At 62.2% G+C, this 13262-nt stretch carries 16 protein-coding genes, 1 other RNA gene and 1 pseudogene; 10 read left to right on the forward strand and 8 right to left on the reverse strand.

Features of this window, described 5'->3' with window-relative positions; genetic code table 11:
- Nucleotides 1-6: 6 nt before the first annotated feature.
- Nucleotides 7-452: pseudogene (locus AC0NIL_RS06325) on the reverse strand (GNAT family N-acetyltransferase).
- Nucleotides 453-516: 64 nt separating this feature from the next.
- Entirely contained in the window at nucleotides 517-1380 is an 864-nt protein-coding gene (locus AC0NIL_RS06330; RefSeq protein ID WP_084016371.1) for a LysR family transcriptional regulator, read from the reverse strand.
- A 136-nt stretch (nucleotides 1381-1516) separates the two neighbouring features.
- Between AC0NIL_RS06330 and AC0NIL_RS06335 the strand changes: the two genes are divergently transcribed.
- Nucleotides 1517-3085 (forward strand): MFS transporter, encoded by a 1569-nt coding sequence (locus AC0NIL_RS06335; protein ID WP_473572942.1) that lies wholly within the window; start codon nucleotides 1517-1519, stop codon nucleotides 3083-3085.
- Nucleotides 3086-3100: 15 nt separating this feature from the next.
- On the opposite strand, the gene AC0NIL_RS06340 is transcribed toward AC0NIL_RS06335, so the two are convergent.
- Complete coding sequence (locus tag AC0NIL_RS06340) at nucleotides 3101-3940, reverse strand: AAA family ATPase (RefSeq protein ID WP_013529106.1); 840 nt, start codon at nucleotides 3938-3940, stop codon at nucleotides 3101-3103.
- Between the two features lie 148 nt (nucleotides 3941-4088).
- On the opposite strand from AC0NIL_RS06340, the gene ssrS reads away from it, so the two are divergent.
- The 4 genes from ssrS to AC0NIL_RS06360 all read left to right on the forward strand — a co-directional run bounded on the left by ssrS (nucleotide 4089) and on the right by AC0NIL_RS06360 (nucleotide 6659).
- A non-coding RNA gene (gene ssrS, locus AC0NIL_RS06345) (6S RNA) lies at nucleotides 4089-4244 on the forward strand.
- Nucleotides 4245-4340: 96 nt separating this feature from the next.
- Nucleotides 4341-4928, forward strand: a complete 588-nt coding sequence (locus tag AC0NIL_RS06350; protein ID WP_024502903.1) for a 5-formyltetrahydrofolate cyclo-ligase — start codon at nucleotides 4341-4343, stop codon at nucleotides 4926-4928.
- A 70-nt stretch (nucleotides 4929-4998) separates the two neighbouring features.
- Nucleotides 4999-5823: a TIGR00282 family metallophosphoesterase gene (locus tag AC0NIL_RS06355; RefSeq protein WP_024502904.1), complete on the forward strand. Its 825-nt coding sequence runs from the start codon at nucleotides 4999-5001 to the stop codon at nucleotides 5821-5823.
- Nucleotides 5824-5897: 74 nt separating this feature from the next.
- Nucleotides 5898-6659, forward strand: a complete 762-nt coding sequence (locus AC0NIL_RS06360) for a TerC family protein (RefSeq protein WP_013529109.1) — start codon at nucleotides 5898-5900, stop codon at nucleotides 6657-6659.
- Between the two features lie 165 nt (nucleotides 6660-6824).
- Here AC0NIL_RS06360 and AC0NIL_RS06365 read toward each other — a convergent pair whose 3' ends face one another.
- Together AC0NIL_RS06365 and AC0NIL_RS06370 are read right to left on the reverse strand one after the other, a co-directional pair.
- Complete coding sequence (locus AC0NIL_RS06365; protein WP_473572944.1) at nucleotides 6825-7292, reverse strand: SRPBCC family protein; 468 nt, start codon at nucleotides 7290-7292, stop codon at nucleotides 6825-6827.
- Nucleotides 7293-7308: 16 nt separating this feature from the next.
- Nucleotides 7309-7791, reverse strand: a complete 483-nt coding sequence (locus AC0NIL_RS06370) for an SRPBCC domain-containing protein (RefSeq protein ID WP_013529111.1) — start codon at nucleotides 7789-7791, stop codon at nucleotides 7309-7311.
- A 52-nt stretch (nucleotides 7792-7843) separates the two neighbouring features.
- Between AC0NIL_RS06370 and AC0NIL_RS06375 the strand changes: the two genes are divergently transcribed.
- From AC0NIL_RS06375 to AC0NIL_RS06385, 3 genes are all read left to right on the forward strand, one after another.
- Nucleotides 7844-8167, forward strand: coding sequence for an ArsR/SmtB family transcription factor (locus AC0NIL_RS06375; protein WP_024502907.1), 324 nt, complete (start codon nucleotides 7844-7846; stop codon nucleotides 8165-8167).
- Between the two features lie 213 nt (nucleotides 8168-8380).
- Nucleotides 8381-9130, forward strand: a complete 750-nt coding sequence (locus tag AC0NIL_RS06380) for a YebC/PmpR family DNA-binding transcriptional regulator (protein ID WP_013529113.1) — start codon at nucleotides 8381-8383, stop codon at nucleotides 9128-9130.
- Between the two features lie 38 nt (nucleotides 9131-9168).
- Nucleotides 9169-9465, forward strand: coding sequence for an Rdx family protein (locus tag AC0NIL_RS06385; protein ID WP_127218697.1), 297 nt, complete (start codon nucleotides 9169-9171; stop codon nucleotides 9463-9465).
- An 18-nt stretch (nucleotides 9466-9483) separates the two neighbouring features.
- Here AC0NIL_RS06385 and AC0NIL_RS06390 read toward each other — a convergent pair whose 3' ends face one another.
- On the reverse strand, nucleotides 9484-9612 hold the full coding sequence (locus tag AC0NIL_RS06390; RefSeq protein WP_474048769.1) for a glycine zipper domain-containing protein: 129 nt from the start codon (nucleotides 9610-9612) through the stop codon (nucleotides 9484-9486).
- Nucleotides 9613-9654: 42 nt separating this feature from the next.
- Nucleotides 9655-10134 carry an anthrone oxygenase family protein gene (locus AC0NIL_RS06395; protein WP_473572946.1) on the reverse strand — a complete coding sequence of 160 codons (480 nt, stop codon included), beginning with the start codon at nucleotides 10132-10134 and terminating at the stop codon, nucleotides 9655-9657.
- A 126-nt stretch (nucleotides 10135-10260) separates the two neighbouring features.
- Between AC0NIL_RS06395 and AC0NIL_RS06400 the strand changes: the two genes are divergently transcribed.
- Nucleotides 10261-10902, forward strand: a complete 642-nt coding sequence (locus AC0NIL_RS06400) for a TetR/AcrR family transcriptional regulator (protein WP_224674599.1) — start codon at nucleotides 10261-10263, stop codon at nucleotides 10900-10902.
- A gap of 128 nt (nucleotides 10903-11030) precedes the next feature.
- Here AC0NIL_RS06400 and rpmE read toward each other — a convergent pair whose 3' ends face one another.
- A complete protein-coding gene (gene rpmE / locus AC0NIL_RS06405) occupies nucleotides 11031-11252 on the reverse strand; it encodes a 50S ribosomal protein L31 (protein ID WP_013529118.1) in 222 nt (73 codons plus the stop codon).
- Nucleotides 11253-11458: 206 nt separating this feature from the next.
- Here rpmE and AC0NIL_RS06410 point away from each other — a divergent pair, with 206 nt between their 5' ends.
- Nucleotides 11459-13258 (forward strand): ABC transporter transmembrane domain-containing protein, encoded by a 1800-nt coding sequence (locus tag AC0NIL_RS06410; protein WP_224674598.1) that lies wholly within the window; start codon nucleotides 11459-11461, stop codon nucleotides 13256-13258.
- Nucleotides 13259-13262 lie beyond the last annotated feature (4 nt).

Below are 13262 nucleotides of genomic sequence, written 5' to 3' on the forward strand. Positions count from 1 at the left end.
GGCCGGTTACAGCAAATCATACTCGATGAAGCCCGTGCGGCGGGCGACGTGGTCGTAAAGCTTGCGCGCGGTGGCGTTGGTCTCGTGCGTCATCCAGTAGACATTCTTGACGCCGATCTTTGCCGCCTCTTCCTTCACTGCGTTGATAAGGGCGGCGCCGATCCCCTTGCCGCGCACATCCGGGTCGGCGAACAAATCCTGCAATAGCAGTTGTTTTTCTCCGACCAGCCGGAGCGGTGGTACAGGTAGTGCGTGAGACCGACCGCCTTGCCGTCCAGTGTGGCGATGAAGCCTTTTGGCTCGAATTCGCCCGGAGTGAACAGCCGCTTCCAGGTGACGGCGTAGACCTCTTCCGGCAGCTTCGTCTCATAGAAGGTGAGATAGTCGGTCCACAGGCGCCGCCAATCGGCGTGGTCGGACTGCGCGAGCGGGCGGACGATTATCTCGGACATTTCGTTCCCTCTGAAGTCTGGAACCCGATCCATACCAATAGAATCGGGATCAGGAACACCCTTCCTATTCGGCAGGCGAACTATATTCGCGAAAAGCGGTCGCGAGCATGTGCAGCGCCTCCCGCGCCCGCGGCGGCAGAGCGTGCGACTGCAAAACGATCTCGGACGGGGGAATTGGTGGCAGGCCGAGTTTGCGGCCCACCTCGATCAAGCCCGGGGGCACAACCCGGTAAGCGAGGGCGGAAAGGGCAAAGCCCGCCGATACCGCGATGTTGACGGCAGCGCCGCCGCCGCCGACGAAAGCCTCATTCCAGGCGATGCCTGCCCGGTCCAGCGCCTCGACCGCTCTCATACGGTCCGGGCAATTGCATCTGGTGCTTAAAAGAGCCAGGCGCAGGGGCGTGCCTGGTCGCCATTCGAAGCCAGGTGCCGCGAACCAGCCATAGTGGGTGCGCGACAAAGCTTCACCGCGTCGACTGTCATCTTCCTGGTGCACAATCACCGCATCGAGTTCGCCGCGATCGAAAGCGTCTTCCAGCATGGAGCTGGTATCGATCCGTATGTTGAGCGCGAGCGACGGATCGTGGGCATGAAGCTGGGCGATCAGCGTGGAAAGCTCAGGCCCCGCGACATGATCGACGAAGCCGAGCGCAAGCCGACATGGCGCCGCGGAAAATTCCGCGACGGCGCGTTCATGGGCGGCAAGGAATTCGCGGGCCACGGGCAGGAAGACAGCCCCCCTTTCCGACAGTGCCACGCGGCGCGGGGTTCGTTCGATCAAACGTGCGCCGAGCTTTTCCTCGAGCCGCCGCAACTTGACGCTGATCGTCGCCTGGGTGCTGCCAAGTGCTGCAGCCGCCCGGGTGAAGCTCTGCAGGTCGGCCACCATGACGAAAGTGCGCACGGCATCGACATCGAGACTGGCCATCTCCGGCATTCCATTTTGTTATCTCTGAAATAGAAATGCATAGTCTTTTTTCATGGTCAAGCCTCGTCTATGTCATCTCGACCGCAGTTTGAAGAGCCAGCCCGGTTCCAGAATGCTTCGACAGAAAGTGATCGACATGACGTTTCAAATCAACCGAAACACCGTTGCGCTTGCCGGGGCCTGCCTTGCCTCGCTGCTGTTCGGCCTCGAAATCTCCAGCGTCCCGGTGATCCTTCCGAAACTGGAAAGCGTGCTCGCCGCCGACTTCAAGGATCTGCAATGGATCATGAACGCCTACACCATTGCCTGCACCACGGTGCTGATGGCGACAGGAACGCTGGCCGACCGCTTCGGCCGCAAACGCGTGATGGTGATCGCCACCATCGCCTTCGGCCTGGCCTCATTGCTGTGCGGCCTCGCAGCGAGCGCTCCGCTCCTCATCATTGCACGCTTCCTGCAAGGCCTGGCGGGAGGGGCGATGTTCACTTGCAGCGTGGCCGTCTTGTCCCACCAGTTTCAGGACGGCAGCGAACGCGGCAAGGCTTTTGTGGCCTGGAGCGTCGTGTCGGGCATCGGGCTTGGCTTTGGTCCCGCCATCGGTGGATTGATCGTCGCATTCTCGAACTGGCAGTGGGTGTTCCTCATCCATGTGCCGCTTGCCCTCCTTGCCCTGGTCTTCATCGGTGCCGGCGTCACCGAATCGCGCGACCGCAATGCCCAGAAGCTTGACCGTGCCGGTATCCTGACGCTCTCGTTCGCGGTGTTCGGCTTCTCCTATCTGATCACGCAAGGGGCCGATCTCGGCTCTGGCGCCCGCATCGGCGTAGCAAGTGCTGCCGTGCTGGCCTTCGCCGCGTTCCTCGTTGCCGAGAAGATCAGCCCCTACCCGATGTTCGATTTCTCGGTGTTCCGGATCCGTCAATTTTCGGGAGCGATCATGGGCGGCATCGGCATGAATTTCAGTTATTGGCCGTTCATCATCTATCTGCCGATCTATTTTTCGGGTGTGCTCGGCTACGACAGCACCACGACCGGCCTGCTGCTGCTCGTCTACACGCTTCCCCTGATGCTGATGTCCTCGACCGCCGAGCGCCTGCGCGCCCGCTATCAGGCGCGGGTGGCGATCCCGCTCGGGTTGCTGACATTGGGGGTCGGCTTTATCGCCATGAGGATAGGTTCGAGCCTTGAGGGAGCCAGCTGGCTGACCATGCTGCCCGGTACGCTGATCGCCGGTATCGGTATCGGCCTCACCAACTCACCGACCACCAACATCACGACGGGTTCGGTGTCGCCGGATCGCGCCGGCATGGCTTCGGGCATCGATATCAGCGCGCGGCTGATCACGCTCGCCATCAACATCGCGGTGCTGGGCCTGCTGTTGACGCAGGGAATTGCTTCCTATCTCAAAACCGCATTGGGCACGGCCCTTGACCCGGACGAATTGCGCGCGTTGGCGGAAAAGATCGCCACCGGAAATCTCGATGGCCTCTCGCAATATTCGCCCAGGCTGGCGACCCTCGACCCGTCCGGCGCGCTTGCGCATGCCGCCTTGGTCAACGGTTTTGGCTGGGTGATGCTCTATAGCGGGATCGGCGTTCTTGCCCTTGCCGTCATCAGCTTCGTCGTCTTCGGCCCCAGAAACGTCGCGCCGCAAGAGGCAAGGGACCGTCATCGTGCTCAGGGCGCAAGCGAAGCTCGATCGTAGCCAGTGCCCGGCGCCTCACCCTTGCCTGCGCGCCATGAAGGCAAGCCGCTCGAACAGATGGACATCCTGTTCGTTCTTCAACAATGCGCCATGCAGCTTGGGCAACGCGTTCTTCGGGTCGGCGCGCAGATCCTCGGGCGCGATATCGTCGGCGACCAGCAGGCGGATCCAGTCGAGCGCCTCGGAGGTCGACGGTTTTTTCTTCAGCCCCGGCACTTCGCGGATCTCGTAGAACTGGGTGAGGGCTGCCCGAACCAGGTTCTGCTTGATGCCGGGATAGTGGACGTCGACGATTCTGTGCAGCGTGTCGACGTCGGGAAAGCGGATGTAATGGAAGAAGCAGCGGCGCAGGAACGCGTCCGGCAACTCCTTCTCGTTGTTGGAGGTGATGATGACGATCGGCCTGACGGCGGCGCGGATGGTTTCGCCGGTCTCGTAGACGAAGAACTCCATCCGATCGAGTTCCTGCAGGAGATCGTTTGGGAATTCGATGTCGGCCTTGTCGATCTCGTCGATCAAGAGCACGACCTTCCTGCCGGCGGCGAAAGCCTCCCAGAGTTTGCCGCGCTTGATGTAGTTCCTGATGTCGTTAAAGCGCTCGTCGCCCAACTGGCTGTCGCGCAGCCGCGAGACGGCATCATATTCGTACAGGCCCTGCTGCGCCCGCGTCGTCGACTTGACGTGCCATTCGATGAGGTCGAGGCCGAGTGCAGCCGCCACCTGGCGGGCCAGTTCCGTCTTGCCGGTGCCGGGCTCGCCCTTGACCAGCAAGGGCCGCTCCAGCGCGATCGCCGCATTGACGGCCACCATCAGATCCTTGTCGGCGACATAGGCCGCCGTGCCTTCGAAACGCATTCTTGCTCCTCGGTTGGTCATCGCGACCGTAAGGACGAGGCCGTGCCTGTGCAAGGGTGAGGTGTTGGCGGCGCGAGGGCCTGAACCCAACACGGAAAGAGTGCCCGTCTCACTGGCGCTTAGCCGGCCGGCAGCCTATATTGGGCGGGACGGTCTGTGCTTCCCGGCAGGAGAACATTTTCCCCGGGGCCTTAACGATCCTTAGGGAGCTGTCCCTGGGAAGACCCGTGGGTTTTCTCACACGGCGCCCACCTACTTTGTAGGTTCCCGGGATCGCTCTCTCCACCGGTTGTGTGGATCGTCACTTATTGCCACGCGTCCCGCATTTCGGTGGATGATTGCGGTGGAAAACGTCGCTCCCAACACTCCATCCAGATCTGACCTTTTCTACCCTGACTGCATGACCTCTCTCAAAGACCTCAAAAAGCAGCTTCGCCGCGAGGCCCTCGGACGCCGCGATGCGCTCGACGAATTCTGGCGGGTGGAGGTCGCGCTTGAAATGGCAGAGACGGCACGCGATCACCTCCACATTGAGCCGGGCCAGATCGTTTCCGGCTTCTGGCCGATGCGCTCGGAAGTCGACGTCAGGCCGCTGATGTTTGCCTTGCGCGAAAGGGGCGCGCGGCTTTGCCTGCCGGCCATTCTCGACAAAACCACGATCGTCTTTCGCGAACTGGTGCGCGGCGCGCCGATGGTCGAGATGGGTTTCGGCACGGTCGGCCCGCATGAAGAAGCAGAAGTGCTCGACCCCTCGGTGATGCTGGTGCCGCTCGCCGCCTTCGATGCGCGCGGCCATCGCATCGGCTATGGTGCCGGCTATTACGACCGCGCCATCGCCAAGCTGATCGACAAGGGACAGCCGCCGCGGCTGGTCGGCATCGCCTTCGACTGCCAGGAGGTGGCAATGGTGCCGGATGAGGAACATGACGTCGTCATTCCGGAAATACTGACCGAGAGCGGGTTGCGCCGCTTCGCGTCAAAATTGTAGATAAAAGGACGCATGATCTTTCACAGACGTCATGCAGCTTTTGCTTCGCTGACCTTCGGTGCGGGATCATATGAGACTTCTCTTCCTCGGTGACATGGTTGGAAAGACAGGACGGACGGCGGTGTGGGAACAACTGCCCGGCTTGATCTCCGACTTCAAACTCGATTTCGTCATCGTCAACGGTGAGAACGCCGCCGGCGGCTTCGGCATCACCGAAGATATCTTTCGCGAGACGATCGCGGCCGGTGCGGATGTCGTCACAACCGGCAACCATGTCTGGGACCAGCGCGACGCACTAGCCTTCGCGCCGCGCGAAGAGCGCTTCCTGCGCCCCTCGAACTTTCCCAAGGGCACGCCCGGGCGCGGCTCCGGCGTCTACATCGCCAGGAGCGGCGCGCGCGTGCTGGTCGCCAACATTATGGGCCGGGTGTTCATGCATCCCGAACTCGACGATCCCTTCCAGGCCGGCGAACGCGAGCTTGCCGCCTGTCCGCTCGGCGAGCAGGCGGATGCGGTGATCATCGACTTCCACGCCGAGGCGACCTCGGAAAAGATGTGCTTCGCGCATTTCGTCGACGGCCGTGCCAGCCTCGTCGTCGGCACCCATACCCACCAGCCGACCGGCGATCACCAGATCCTCAATGGCGGCACCGGTTATATGTCCGACGCCGGCATGTGCGGCGACTATGATTCCTCGCTCGGCATGGACAAGGAGGAGCCGCTCAATCGGTTCCTGTCGAAAGTGCCGAAAGGCCGCTTCGAAGCGGCGACCGGACCGGCGACCTTGTGCGGCGTCGGCGTCGATATTTCCGACCGCACCGGGCTGACCGAGCGGATCGCGCCGTTTCGTCGCGGCCCGCGGCTGGAGGAAACCGCACCGTCCTTTTGGTCATGACATTGATATAGGCACGCTTAGTACCTAACTGCCGGCGACACTGCTCTAGATCGTTAAAAGAGGGGACGACCTCCATGCAGCTCATCGAATTCCTGGCGCCGCATTTTCAATTTGTGTCCGATCCAACCGCCTGGGTCGCGCTGCTGACGCTGATTGTGCTCGAGGTCGTGCTCGGCATCGACAATCTGATCTTCATCTCGATCCTGACCAACAAGCTGCCGGAAGCACAACGGGCCCGCGCCCGCCGGCTCGGCATCTCGGCGGCGCTGATCATGCGGCTGGTGCTGCTGGCCACCATTTCGATCATCGTCCAGCTGACCACACCGGTGTTCACGGCCTTCGGTCACGGTTTTTCCTGGCGCGACCTGATCCTGATCGCCGGCGGTCTGTTCCTGGTCTGGAAGGCGACCAAGGAGATCCATCACACGGTCGATCCCGACGACCACAAGGATACGATGATGGGCGAGACGCTGCAGATCAGCCTTGCCGGCGCGATCTTCCAGATCCTGCTGCTCGACCTGGTCTTCTCGATCGATTCGATCATCACCGCCGTCGGCATGACCGACGAGATCGCCATCATGTACATCGCCGTGATCGTGGCGGTGAGCGTGATGATGCTGGCGGCCGGGCCGCTGGCCAACTTCATCGCCAAGAACCCGAGCATTGTCATGCTGGCGCTGGGCTTCCTTTTGATGATCGGCATGACACTGATCGCCGACGGCATGGGCTACCATGTGCCCAAGGGCTACATCTATGCGGCGATGGGCTTTTCGGCATTGGTCGAGGGGCTCAACATGCTGGCGCGGCGGCGCAAGAAGCCGGGCGGCGGGCATTGAGGCAAGAGCAGCAGGGACCTTAGCCAGAATCAGCGCGATCAGTTGGCCAGCTGGCTGAATTGCCTGACAGCGAGATCGATATCTTGGACATTCCGGAAGCTCCGGCCGAGAATTGGGCTCAAGCTCGTCGCGAGCAGGAAAAGCGGCGATCCCAAGCCCGCCGGTTCAGTTAGCCGGCACGCCCTTCGGGTGACGGTCGCCGATCAGGCCGAGCGTCAGGCCTTGTTCCAGCCACGCCTTGGCACCGGCCAGCACCAGCGTGAAGCCGCCGGTTGAGCCGACGGCCTCTTTCACCTGCCCGTCGCCATCGCCGGCGAAGCCAAAATTGCGAACCTCGAGAAAAGTTGTCTCGCCAGGCATTTCGGTGAAAGTCCAGACCACGGTGGTCGGTGGATCGCTCCACTGCATGACGATCTTTTCGTTCGGAACGATCTCGCTGACGTCGACCGTCGTCGAGACGCCGTACATGCGCCATTCCCAGTGGATCTGCTCGCCGCTGTCCAGCCGGCCGCTGCCATGGGTAAACCAGAATTTTGTTGTGATGGCCGGGTCGATGAAGGCCTCGAACACTTCGGCGACAGGCCGCCGGATCAGCATGCCGGCTTCGGCGGTCGGTTTTTCGTGGATGTCCATGGAATGCTCCTAATGGTCAGATATTGGTCTCGTTGGCGGGTTCGCCTTTCATCTCGCTGCGGTAGTAGCCGTCGCGCAAATTGATGCCGTACTCGACATAGGCCTTCATGCAGGCCAGCATCTGCGACCAGCCCTCGCAATTGAGGTAGGACTTCTTCAGGCCGACCGCGCCTTCCTGCCAGCCGCTCTCGGCGATGGTGACGAAGGTGCCACCATCGTCCAGCGGTTCGAAGTTCATCTCGATGCGGGTTTTGTAGGCCGGCTTGCCGTCCTCATCGGTGGCATCCCAGCGCAGCACGATGCGGCGGTCCTTGACCACTTCGTCGACCTCAACCGGCACCTTGCCCCACCAGACGACGCCGGCGCCGGCTTCCAGCGGGGCGCTGGCGCCGCCGATCGTGGTGAAATAGCCGCTCAGTTTCTTCGGATTGACGACTGCGTCGAAGACGTCGGCGACCGGCTTGCCGATGCGTCCGGAAACACTGAATCCAAGTGACATATCCACAGCTCCTTCCCTTGATCGGTCCAAAGATATGTTATATAAACATAACATGTCAAGCAGATCGCAAGACGACAATGTTTTCAAGGCGCTGGCGCATCCGCGCCGGCGCGAAATGCTGGATCAGCTGAAGGACGCGCCGAAGACGACCGGCATGCTGTGCGAGGCCTTTCCCGATATCGATCGCTGCACGGTCATGCTGCATCTGAAGGTGCTGGAGGAGGCCGACCTAATCGTTGCGCGGCGCGACGGCCGCGAGCGCTGGAACCATCTCAACGCGCTGCCGATCAAGCAGATCCACGACCGCTGGATCAGCCAGTATGCCGGCCATGCGCTCAGCATCATCGACCGGCTGAAATCCGATCTGGAGGCGTGAATGCTTGCTGCAGCCCATGGCGCGCGTCCCGTGCGCGGTGCGGCTGGACGAATTGAGCCGATTTATCTATAAGCCGGCCATTCCGACAGAGAACGCCGTGCTTCCAAGAGGTGCACCTGGGACGCTCTGAAATTTTGAATTCGGGCATTGCGGCAGACGAGGTCAGATCACTTCGCTTCGCGATGCTCTAGCCGAGAAGACGACAGGGGTGCCATGGCTGGCCATTCACAGTTCAAGAACATCATGCACCGCAAGGGCCGCCAGGATGCGGTGCGGTCTAAAATGTTTTCCAAGCTGGCGCGCGAAATCACCGTCGCCGCTAAAAGCGGGACGCCCGATCCATCGATGAACCCGCGCTTGCGGCTGGCGATCCAGAACGCCAAGGCGGTGTCGATGCCGAAGGACAACATCCAGCGCGCCGTCAACAAGGCCTCGATGGGCGATGCCGAGAATTACGAAGCCGTGCGCTATGAGGGCTATGGCCCGGGCGGCGTCGCCGTCATTGTCGAGGCGCTGACCGACAACCGCAACCGCTCGGCGTCCAATGTGCGTGCTGCCTTCACCAAGGCCGGCGGTGCGATGGGGGAAACGGGCTCGGTTTCCTTCATGTGGGACCGCGTCGGCGAGATCTATTATCCGGCATCGGCCGGCAGCGCCGACAAGGTCATGGAAGCGGCAATCGAAGCCGGCGCCGACGACGTGGAAACCGACGAGGAAGGCCACACCATCTATTGCGCCTTCGAGAATCTCGGTGAGGTGTCGAAGGCTCTGGAAACCTCGCTCGGCGAGGCAGAATCGGTGAAGCTGATCTGGCGGCCTCAGAACAACGTTCCGGTCGACGAGGAGCGGGCACAGTCGCTGATGAAACTGGTCGCCACGCTCGAGGACGACGACGACGTGCAGAGCGTCTACGCCAACTTCGAAGTCGACGACGAGACCATGGCCAAGCTCAGCGCGGCATGAGCGGAGCTCAGCCCGGCATGAGCGGAGCTCAGCCCGGCATGAGCGAGCAGATCCTCCCCGCCATCCGCATCACCTATTGCACGCAGTGCCAGTGGCTGCTGCGCGCCGGCTGGATGGCGCAGGAGCTGCTGTCGACCTTCGGCACGGACCTTGGCGAGGTGACGCTGGTGCCGGGCACCGGCGGCATCTTCACCATTTCCTGCAATGACGTGCTTGTCTGGGATCGCAAGCGCGACGGCGGTTTTCCGGACGCGGCCAAGCTGAAGCAACTGGTCCGCGATGTCATTGATCCGGACCGCGACCTCGGTCATTCCGATCGGAAGACAAAGGCGTAGAGGCCGCCGGCGCTGCCGTCACTTGCGTCGCCACGCTCCGAAGGCGGCGCCAATCGCAATACCCACGGCGACGCCCATCGGAAGGTCATCCAGAGCGGTGCCGACCGCGGCGCCGACACCAACGCCGATTGCCATGCCGAAGGCCATATTCGAATATTGATCCTTCATCGGTGGCTCCATCCATCCTTTTCAACGCGCGGCGAACCAGAAGGATGCCAGCGCGGCTATGCCGCTGATGGTGCGGACATGGTTCCACATCACCCACTCGTTGAGGTAGCGCGACCACAGGCTTGCGCCATTGCTGCTGGCCGGATCGAGGGCGGCGAGCGCATCGTTGAGCGGGACGTTGAAGATCATCGTCACCACCACGATGCCGATGAGATAGAGCAGGCTGCCGGCAACCAGCCAGAGCGAGCCTGGCTGGTTCCAGCCGATCACCGCACCGATGGCGACAACGATGCAGAAGAGAGCCGTGCCGAACAGTGCTGTCATGAACAGCGGCGTCACCGCTGTGACGTTGATGGAATTCATCGCGGCAATGCCGCTTGCGGCTGGCATGCGGGCGAGGCCCGGCATGACGAAGCTGGAGAAAGCAAAGAAGACGCCGCCGACGACGCCTGAGCCAAGTGCGGCAATGAAGATGAGAGTGGGAAGAAGTTTCGCGATCATGTCAGTTGCTCCAGATGCCCATTGTGCTTTCCTCCGCATAAACGTGATTAATCCTCACATTTGCAAAACGTGATAAACCCTCGTATTTTTCGAGTCAAGTGATTTTGGCGGCATTTGGAGTCAGGTATGGAAGACGCGGCAACCCCCGTTTCCGCACAGCAGCAGGCTGCTTCACCGCGTCGGGCGCCGAGCCAGCAGCGCAGCCGCGAGCGGGTCGAGCGCATGCTGGCGGCTGCCTCGGCGCTGATCGCCGAGCAAGGCAGCGATGCCATGCGCATGGGTGAGGTGGCGGAGCGCGCTGGGGTGTCGATCGGGTCGCTCTATCAGTTCTTTCCGGACAAGCGGGCGATCATCTGGGCGCTGGCCGAGCGCTACACCGCCGAAAGCCAGTCCTGCATTTCGGCAGCACTGGCTGGCATCAGCGACGCCGAAGGCCTGCAGTCCGCGTTTTCAGAGTTGGTCGACATCTATTACCGGCTGTTCCTGGCCGAGCCGGTGATCCGCGACATCTGGTCGGGCACGCAGGCTGACAAGGCGCTGCGCCAGCTCGAACTCGCCGACAGCCGTGCCAACGCCGAATTCCTCAGCGCGGTGCTGAAACGGCTGCGGCCGGCAGCCGATCCGGCGACACTGGAAACCACGGCGTTTCTGGTCTGGCAGATGGGCGAGGCCGCCATGCGGCTGGCGATCTCGGTTGAGCGGCAGGAGGGCGACAGGCTGGTCGCCGCCTACAAGCGCATGGCGTTAAGGGAATTGCTGGCCGAGTAGGACCGCGCCGCAACAAAAAACCCGCCACAAGGGCGGGTTTTCGATCTGTGAAAGCTCGTTTGGCTTAAGTTCTTACTTGATGCAAGTCGTTATCCCAAAACCGCTTCGCACTTTTGGGCGACATGCAATTAGATGCCGAAACCTTCGAAACGCTTCTTGAACTTCGACAGGCGGCCGCCGCGGTCGAGCAGGGTCTGCTGGCCGCCGGTCCAAGCCGGGTGGGTGGTCGGGTCGATATCGAGGTTCATCGTATCGCCTTCCTTGCCCCAGGTCGAACGGGTCGTGTATTCGGTGCCGTCGGTCATGACGACCTTGATGGTGTGGTAATCGGGATGGATGTCGGTCTTCATGGTTCGGTTCCTGGCTTGCCGGCGCTGCCGACGGGCATAAGCCTGCGTCGATGCGCCCCTTTTTAAAACTCGAAGCCGCAGCTATTGAGGAGCCACGGCTTCTAAAACGGTCGGCGAGCCTATACATCAGCCGGAATTGAATCACAAGGCCGCGGCAAGCGCATATTGAGGCGCAGACCCCAAGGACGGCTGGAGGAAACATCGGGATGGCGCAAATCACCAGCGCAGACGAGCGCCGGCGTTCGCTCAAGCCGCTCAAGCGCCTGTTCCCCTACATCACGCACTACCGCACGCTGGTCGTCGGCGCCATTATCTCGCTGGTTATCGCGGCGGCAACCACGCTGGCGCTGCCGCTGGCGGTGCGTCGCATGATCGATCATGGCTTCTCGTCGTCCAGCACGACCTTCATTGCCGAATATTTCGCAGCGCTGGTGGCTATGGCCGCCCTGCTGGCGGCAGCATCGGCCGGCCGCTACTATTTCGTCATCACGCTGGGCGAGCGCGTCGTCGCCGATATCAGGCGCGATGTGTTTGCCCATGTGACGACGCTGTCGCCTGCCTTCTTCGACACCGCCCAGTCGGGCGAGATCGTGTCGCGGCTTGCCGCCGACACGACGCAGGTCAAGTCGGCGGTCGGAGCGACGGCCTCGGTGGCGCTGCGCAATGTCATCCTCGGCCTTGGCGCGGTGGGGATGATGGTCATCACCAGCCCGAAACTGTCCGGCCTGGTCATCGCGGCAATACCCGTGATCGTGCTGCCGCTGGTCGCCTTCGGCCGTTCGGTGCGGCGCAAATCACGCCAGGCGCAGGATACGCTGGCCGATGCCACCGCCTATGCCAGCGAGCAGATCGGCGCGGTGCGCACGCTGCAGGCCTTCACCAATGAGAAGCTGGTCACCGGGCATTTCTCGGCTGCGGTGGAAGCTGCTTTCGAGGCGGCACGCTCCTCGATCTTCGCGCGCTCCTTCTTAACCTTCTTCGCCATTTTCACCATCTTCTCGTCCGTCGTGGCGGTGCTGTGGTTCGGCTCGCGCGACGTGCTCGAAGGCTCGATATCGCCAGGCACGCTCGGCCAGTTCCTGCTCTATTCGGTGTTCGCCGCCGGCGCGCTGGGCGCGCTGTCGGAAGTGTGGGGCGAACTTGCGCAAGCGGCGGGTGCTGCCGAACGGCTGACCGAGATCCTGGCCGAGAAGCCGGCGATCCAGGCTCCCGCCGATCCGAAGCCGCTGCCGGCCGTCGCCAAGGGCGCGATCGTCTTCGACAATATCTCCTTCTCCTACCCGGCAAGGCCCGACCGCGCCGCCGTGCACGGCTTAAGCTTTCAGGTCATGCCGGGCGAGACGGTGGCGATCGTCGGGCCGTCAGGGGCCGGCAAGAGCACGGTGTTTTCGCTGATCCTGCGTTTTTACGATCCCGAAACAGGCAAGATCCTGATCGACGGCGTCGATGTGCGCGAGGCCGATCCCGTTTCGGTCCGCCAGCGCATCGCCATCGTGCCGCAGGACGTCACCATTTTCGCGGCAAGCGCGCGTGACAATATCGGTTTCGGCCGGCCGGGAGCCAGCAAGGCCGAAATCGAGACGGCGGCGAAGGATGCACTTGCCGATGAATTCATCCTCAAGCTGGAAAAAGGCTATGACAGCCAAGTCGGCGAGCGCGGCGTGACGCTGTCAGGCGGTCAGCGCCAGCGGGTTGCGATCGCCCGTGCCATCTTGCGCGACGCGCCGATCCTGTTGCTCGACGAGGCCACCTCGGCACTCGACGCCGAAAGCGAAACGCTGGTGCAGACGGCATTGGAACGGCTGATGCAGGGCCGCACCACGATCGTCATCGCCCACCGCCTGGCAACGGTGCTGAAGGCCGACAGGATCCTGGTCATGGATGGCGGCTCGATCGTCGAGGAAGGCACGCATCAAAGCCTTGTCGCCAAGGGCGGCATCTATGCACGGCTGGCCAAGCTGCAGTTCGAAACCGGCGCCAGTGCTTTCAGGGGCGCGGCGGAATAGGCAG

Source organism: Mesorhizobium sp. WSM1343, assembly GCF_055901535.1.

Bases quoted from the DNA above. Each gene is read 5' to 3' on its own strand.
- AC0NIL_RS06330 (WP_084016371.1), bottom strand. From the start codon at position 1,380: ATGGCCAGTCTCGATGTCGATGCCGTGCGCACTTTCGTCATGGTGGCC.
- AC0NIL_RS06335 (WP_473572942.1), top strand. From the start codon at position 1,517: ATGACGTTTCAAATCAACCGAAACACCGTTGCGCTTGCCGGGGCCTGC.
- AC0NIL_RS06340 (WP_013529106.1), bottom strand. From the start codon at position 3,940: ATGCGTTTCGAAGGCACGGCGGCCTATGTCGCCGACAAGGATCTGATG.
- AC0NIL_RS06350 (WP_024502903.1), top strand. From the start codon at position 4,341: ATGACCTCTCTCAAAGACCTCAAAAAGCAGCTTCGCCGCGAGGCCCTC.
- AC0NIL_RS06355 (WP_024502904.1), top strand. From the start codon at position 4,999: ATGAGACTTCTCTTCCTCGGTGACATGGTTGGAAAGACAGGACGGACG.
- AC0NIL_RS06360 (WP_013529109.1), top strand. From the start codon at position 5,898: ATGCAGCTCATCGAATTCCTGGCGCCGCATTTTCAATTTGTGTCCGAT.
- AC0NIL_RS06365 (WP_473572944.1), bottom strand. From the start codon at position 7,292: ATGGACATCCACGAAAAACCGACCGCCGAAGCCGGCATGCTGATCCGG.
- AC0NIL_RS06370 (WP_013529111.1), bottom strand. From the start codon at position 7,791: ATGTCACTTGGATTCAGTGTTTCCGGACGCATCGGCAAGCCGGTCGCC.
- AC0NIL_RS06375 (WP_024502907.1), top strand. From the start codon at position 7,844: ATGTCAAGCAGATCGCAAGACGACAATGTTTTCAAGGCGCTGGCGCAT.
- AC0NIL_RS06380 (WP_013529113.1), top strand. From the start codon at position 8,381: ATGGCTGGCCATTCACAGTTCAAGAACATCATGCACCGCAAGGGCCGC.
- AC0NIL_RS06385 (WP_127218697.1), top strand. From the start codon at position 9,169: ATGAGCGAGCAGATCCTCCCCGCCATCCGCATCACCTATTGCACGCAG.
- AC0NIL_RS06390 (WP_474048769.1), bottom strand. From the start codon at position 9,612: ATGGCCTTCGGCATGGCAATCGGCGTTGGTGTCGGCGCCGCGGTCGGC.
- AC0NIL_RS06395 (WP_473572946.1), bottom strand. From the start codon at position 10,134: ATGATCGCGAAACTTCTTCCCACTCTCATCTTCATTGCCGCACTTGGC.
- AC0NIL_RS06400 (WP_224674599.1), top strand. From the start codon at position 10,261: ATGGAAGACGCGGCAACCCCCGTTTCCGCACAGCAGCAGGCTGCTTCA.
- rpmE (WP_013529118.1), bottom strand. From the start codon at position 11,252: ATGAAGACCGACATCCATCCCGATTACCACACCATCAAGGTCGTCATG.
- AC0NIL_RS06410 (WP_224674598.1), top strand. From the start codon at position 11,459: ATGGCGCAAATCACCAGCGCAGACGAGCGCCGGCGTTCGCTCAAGCCG.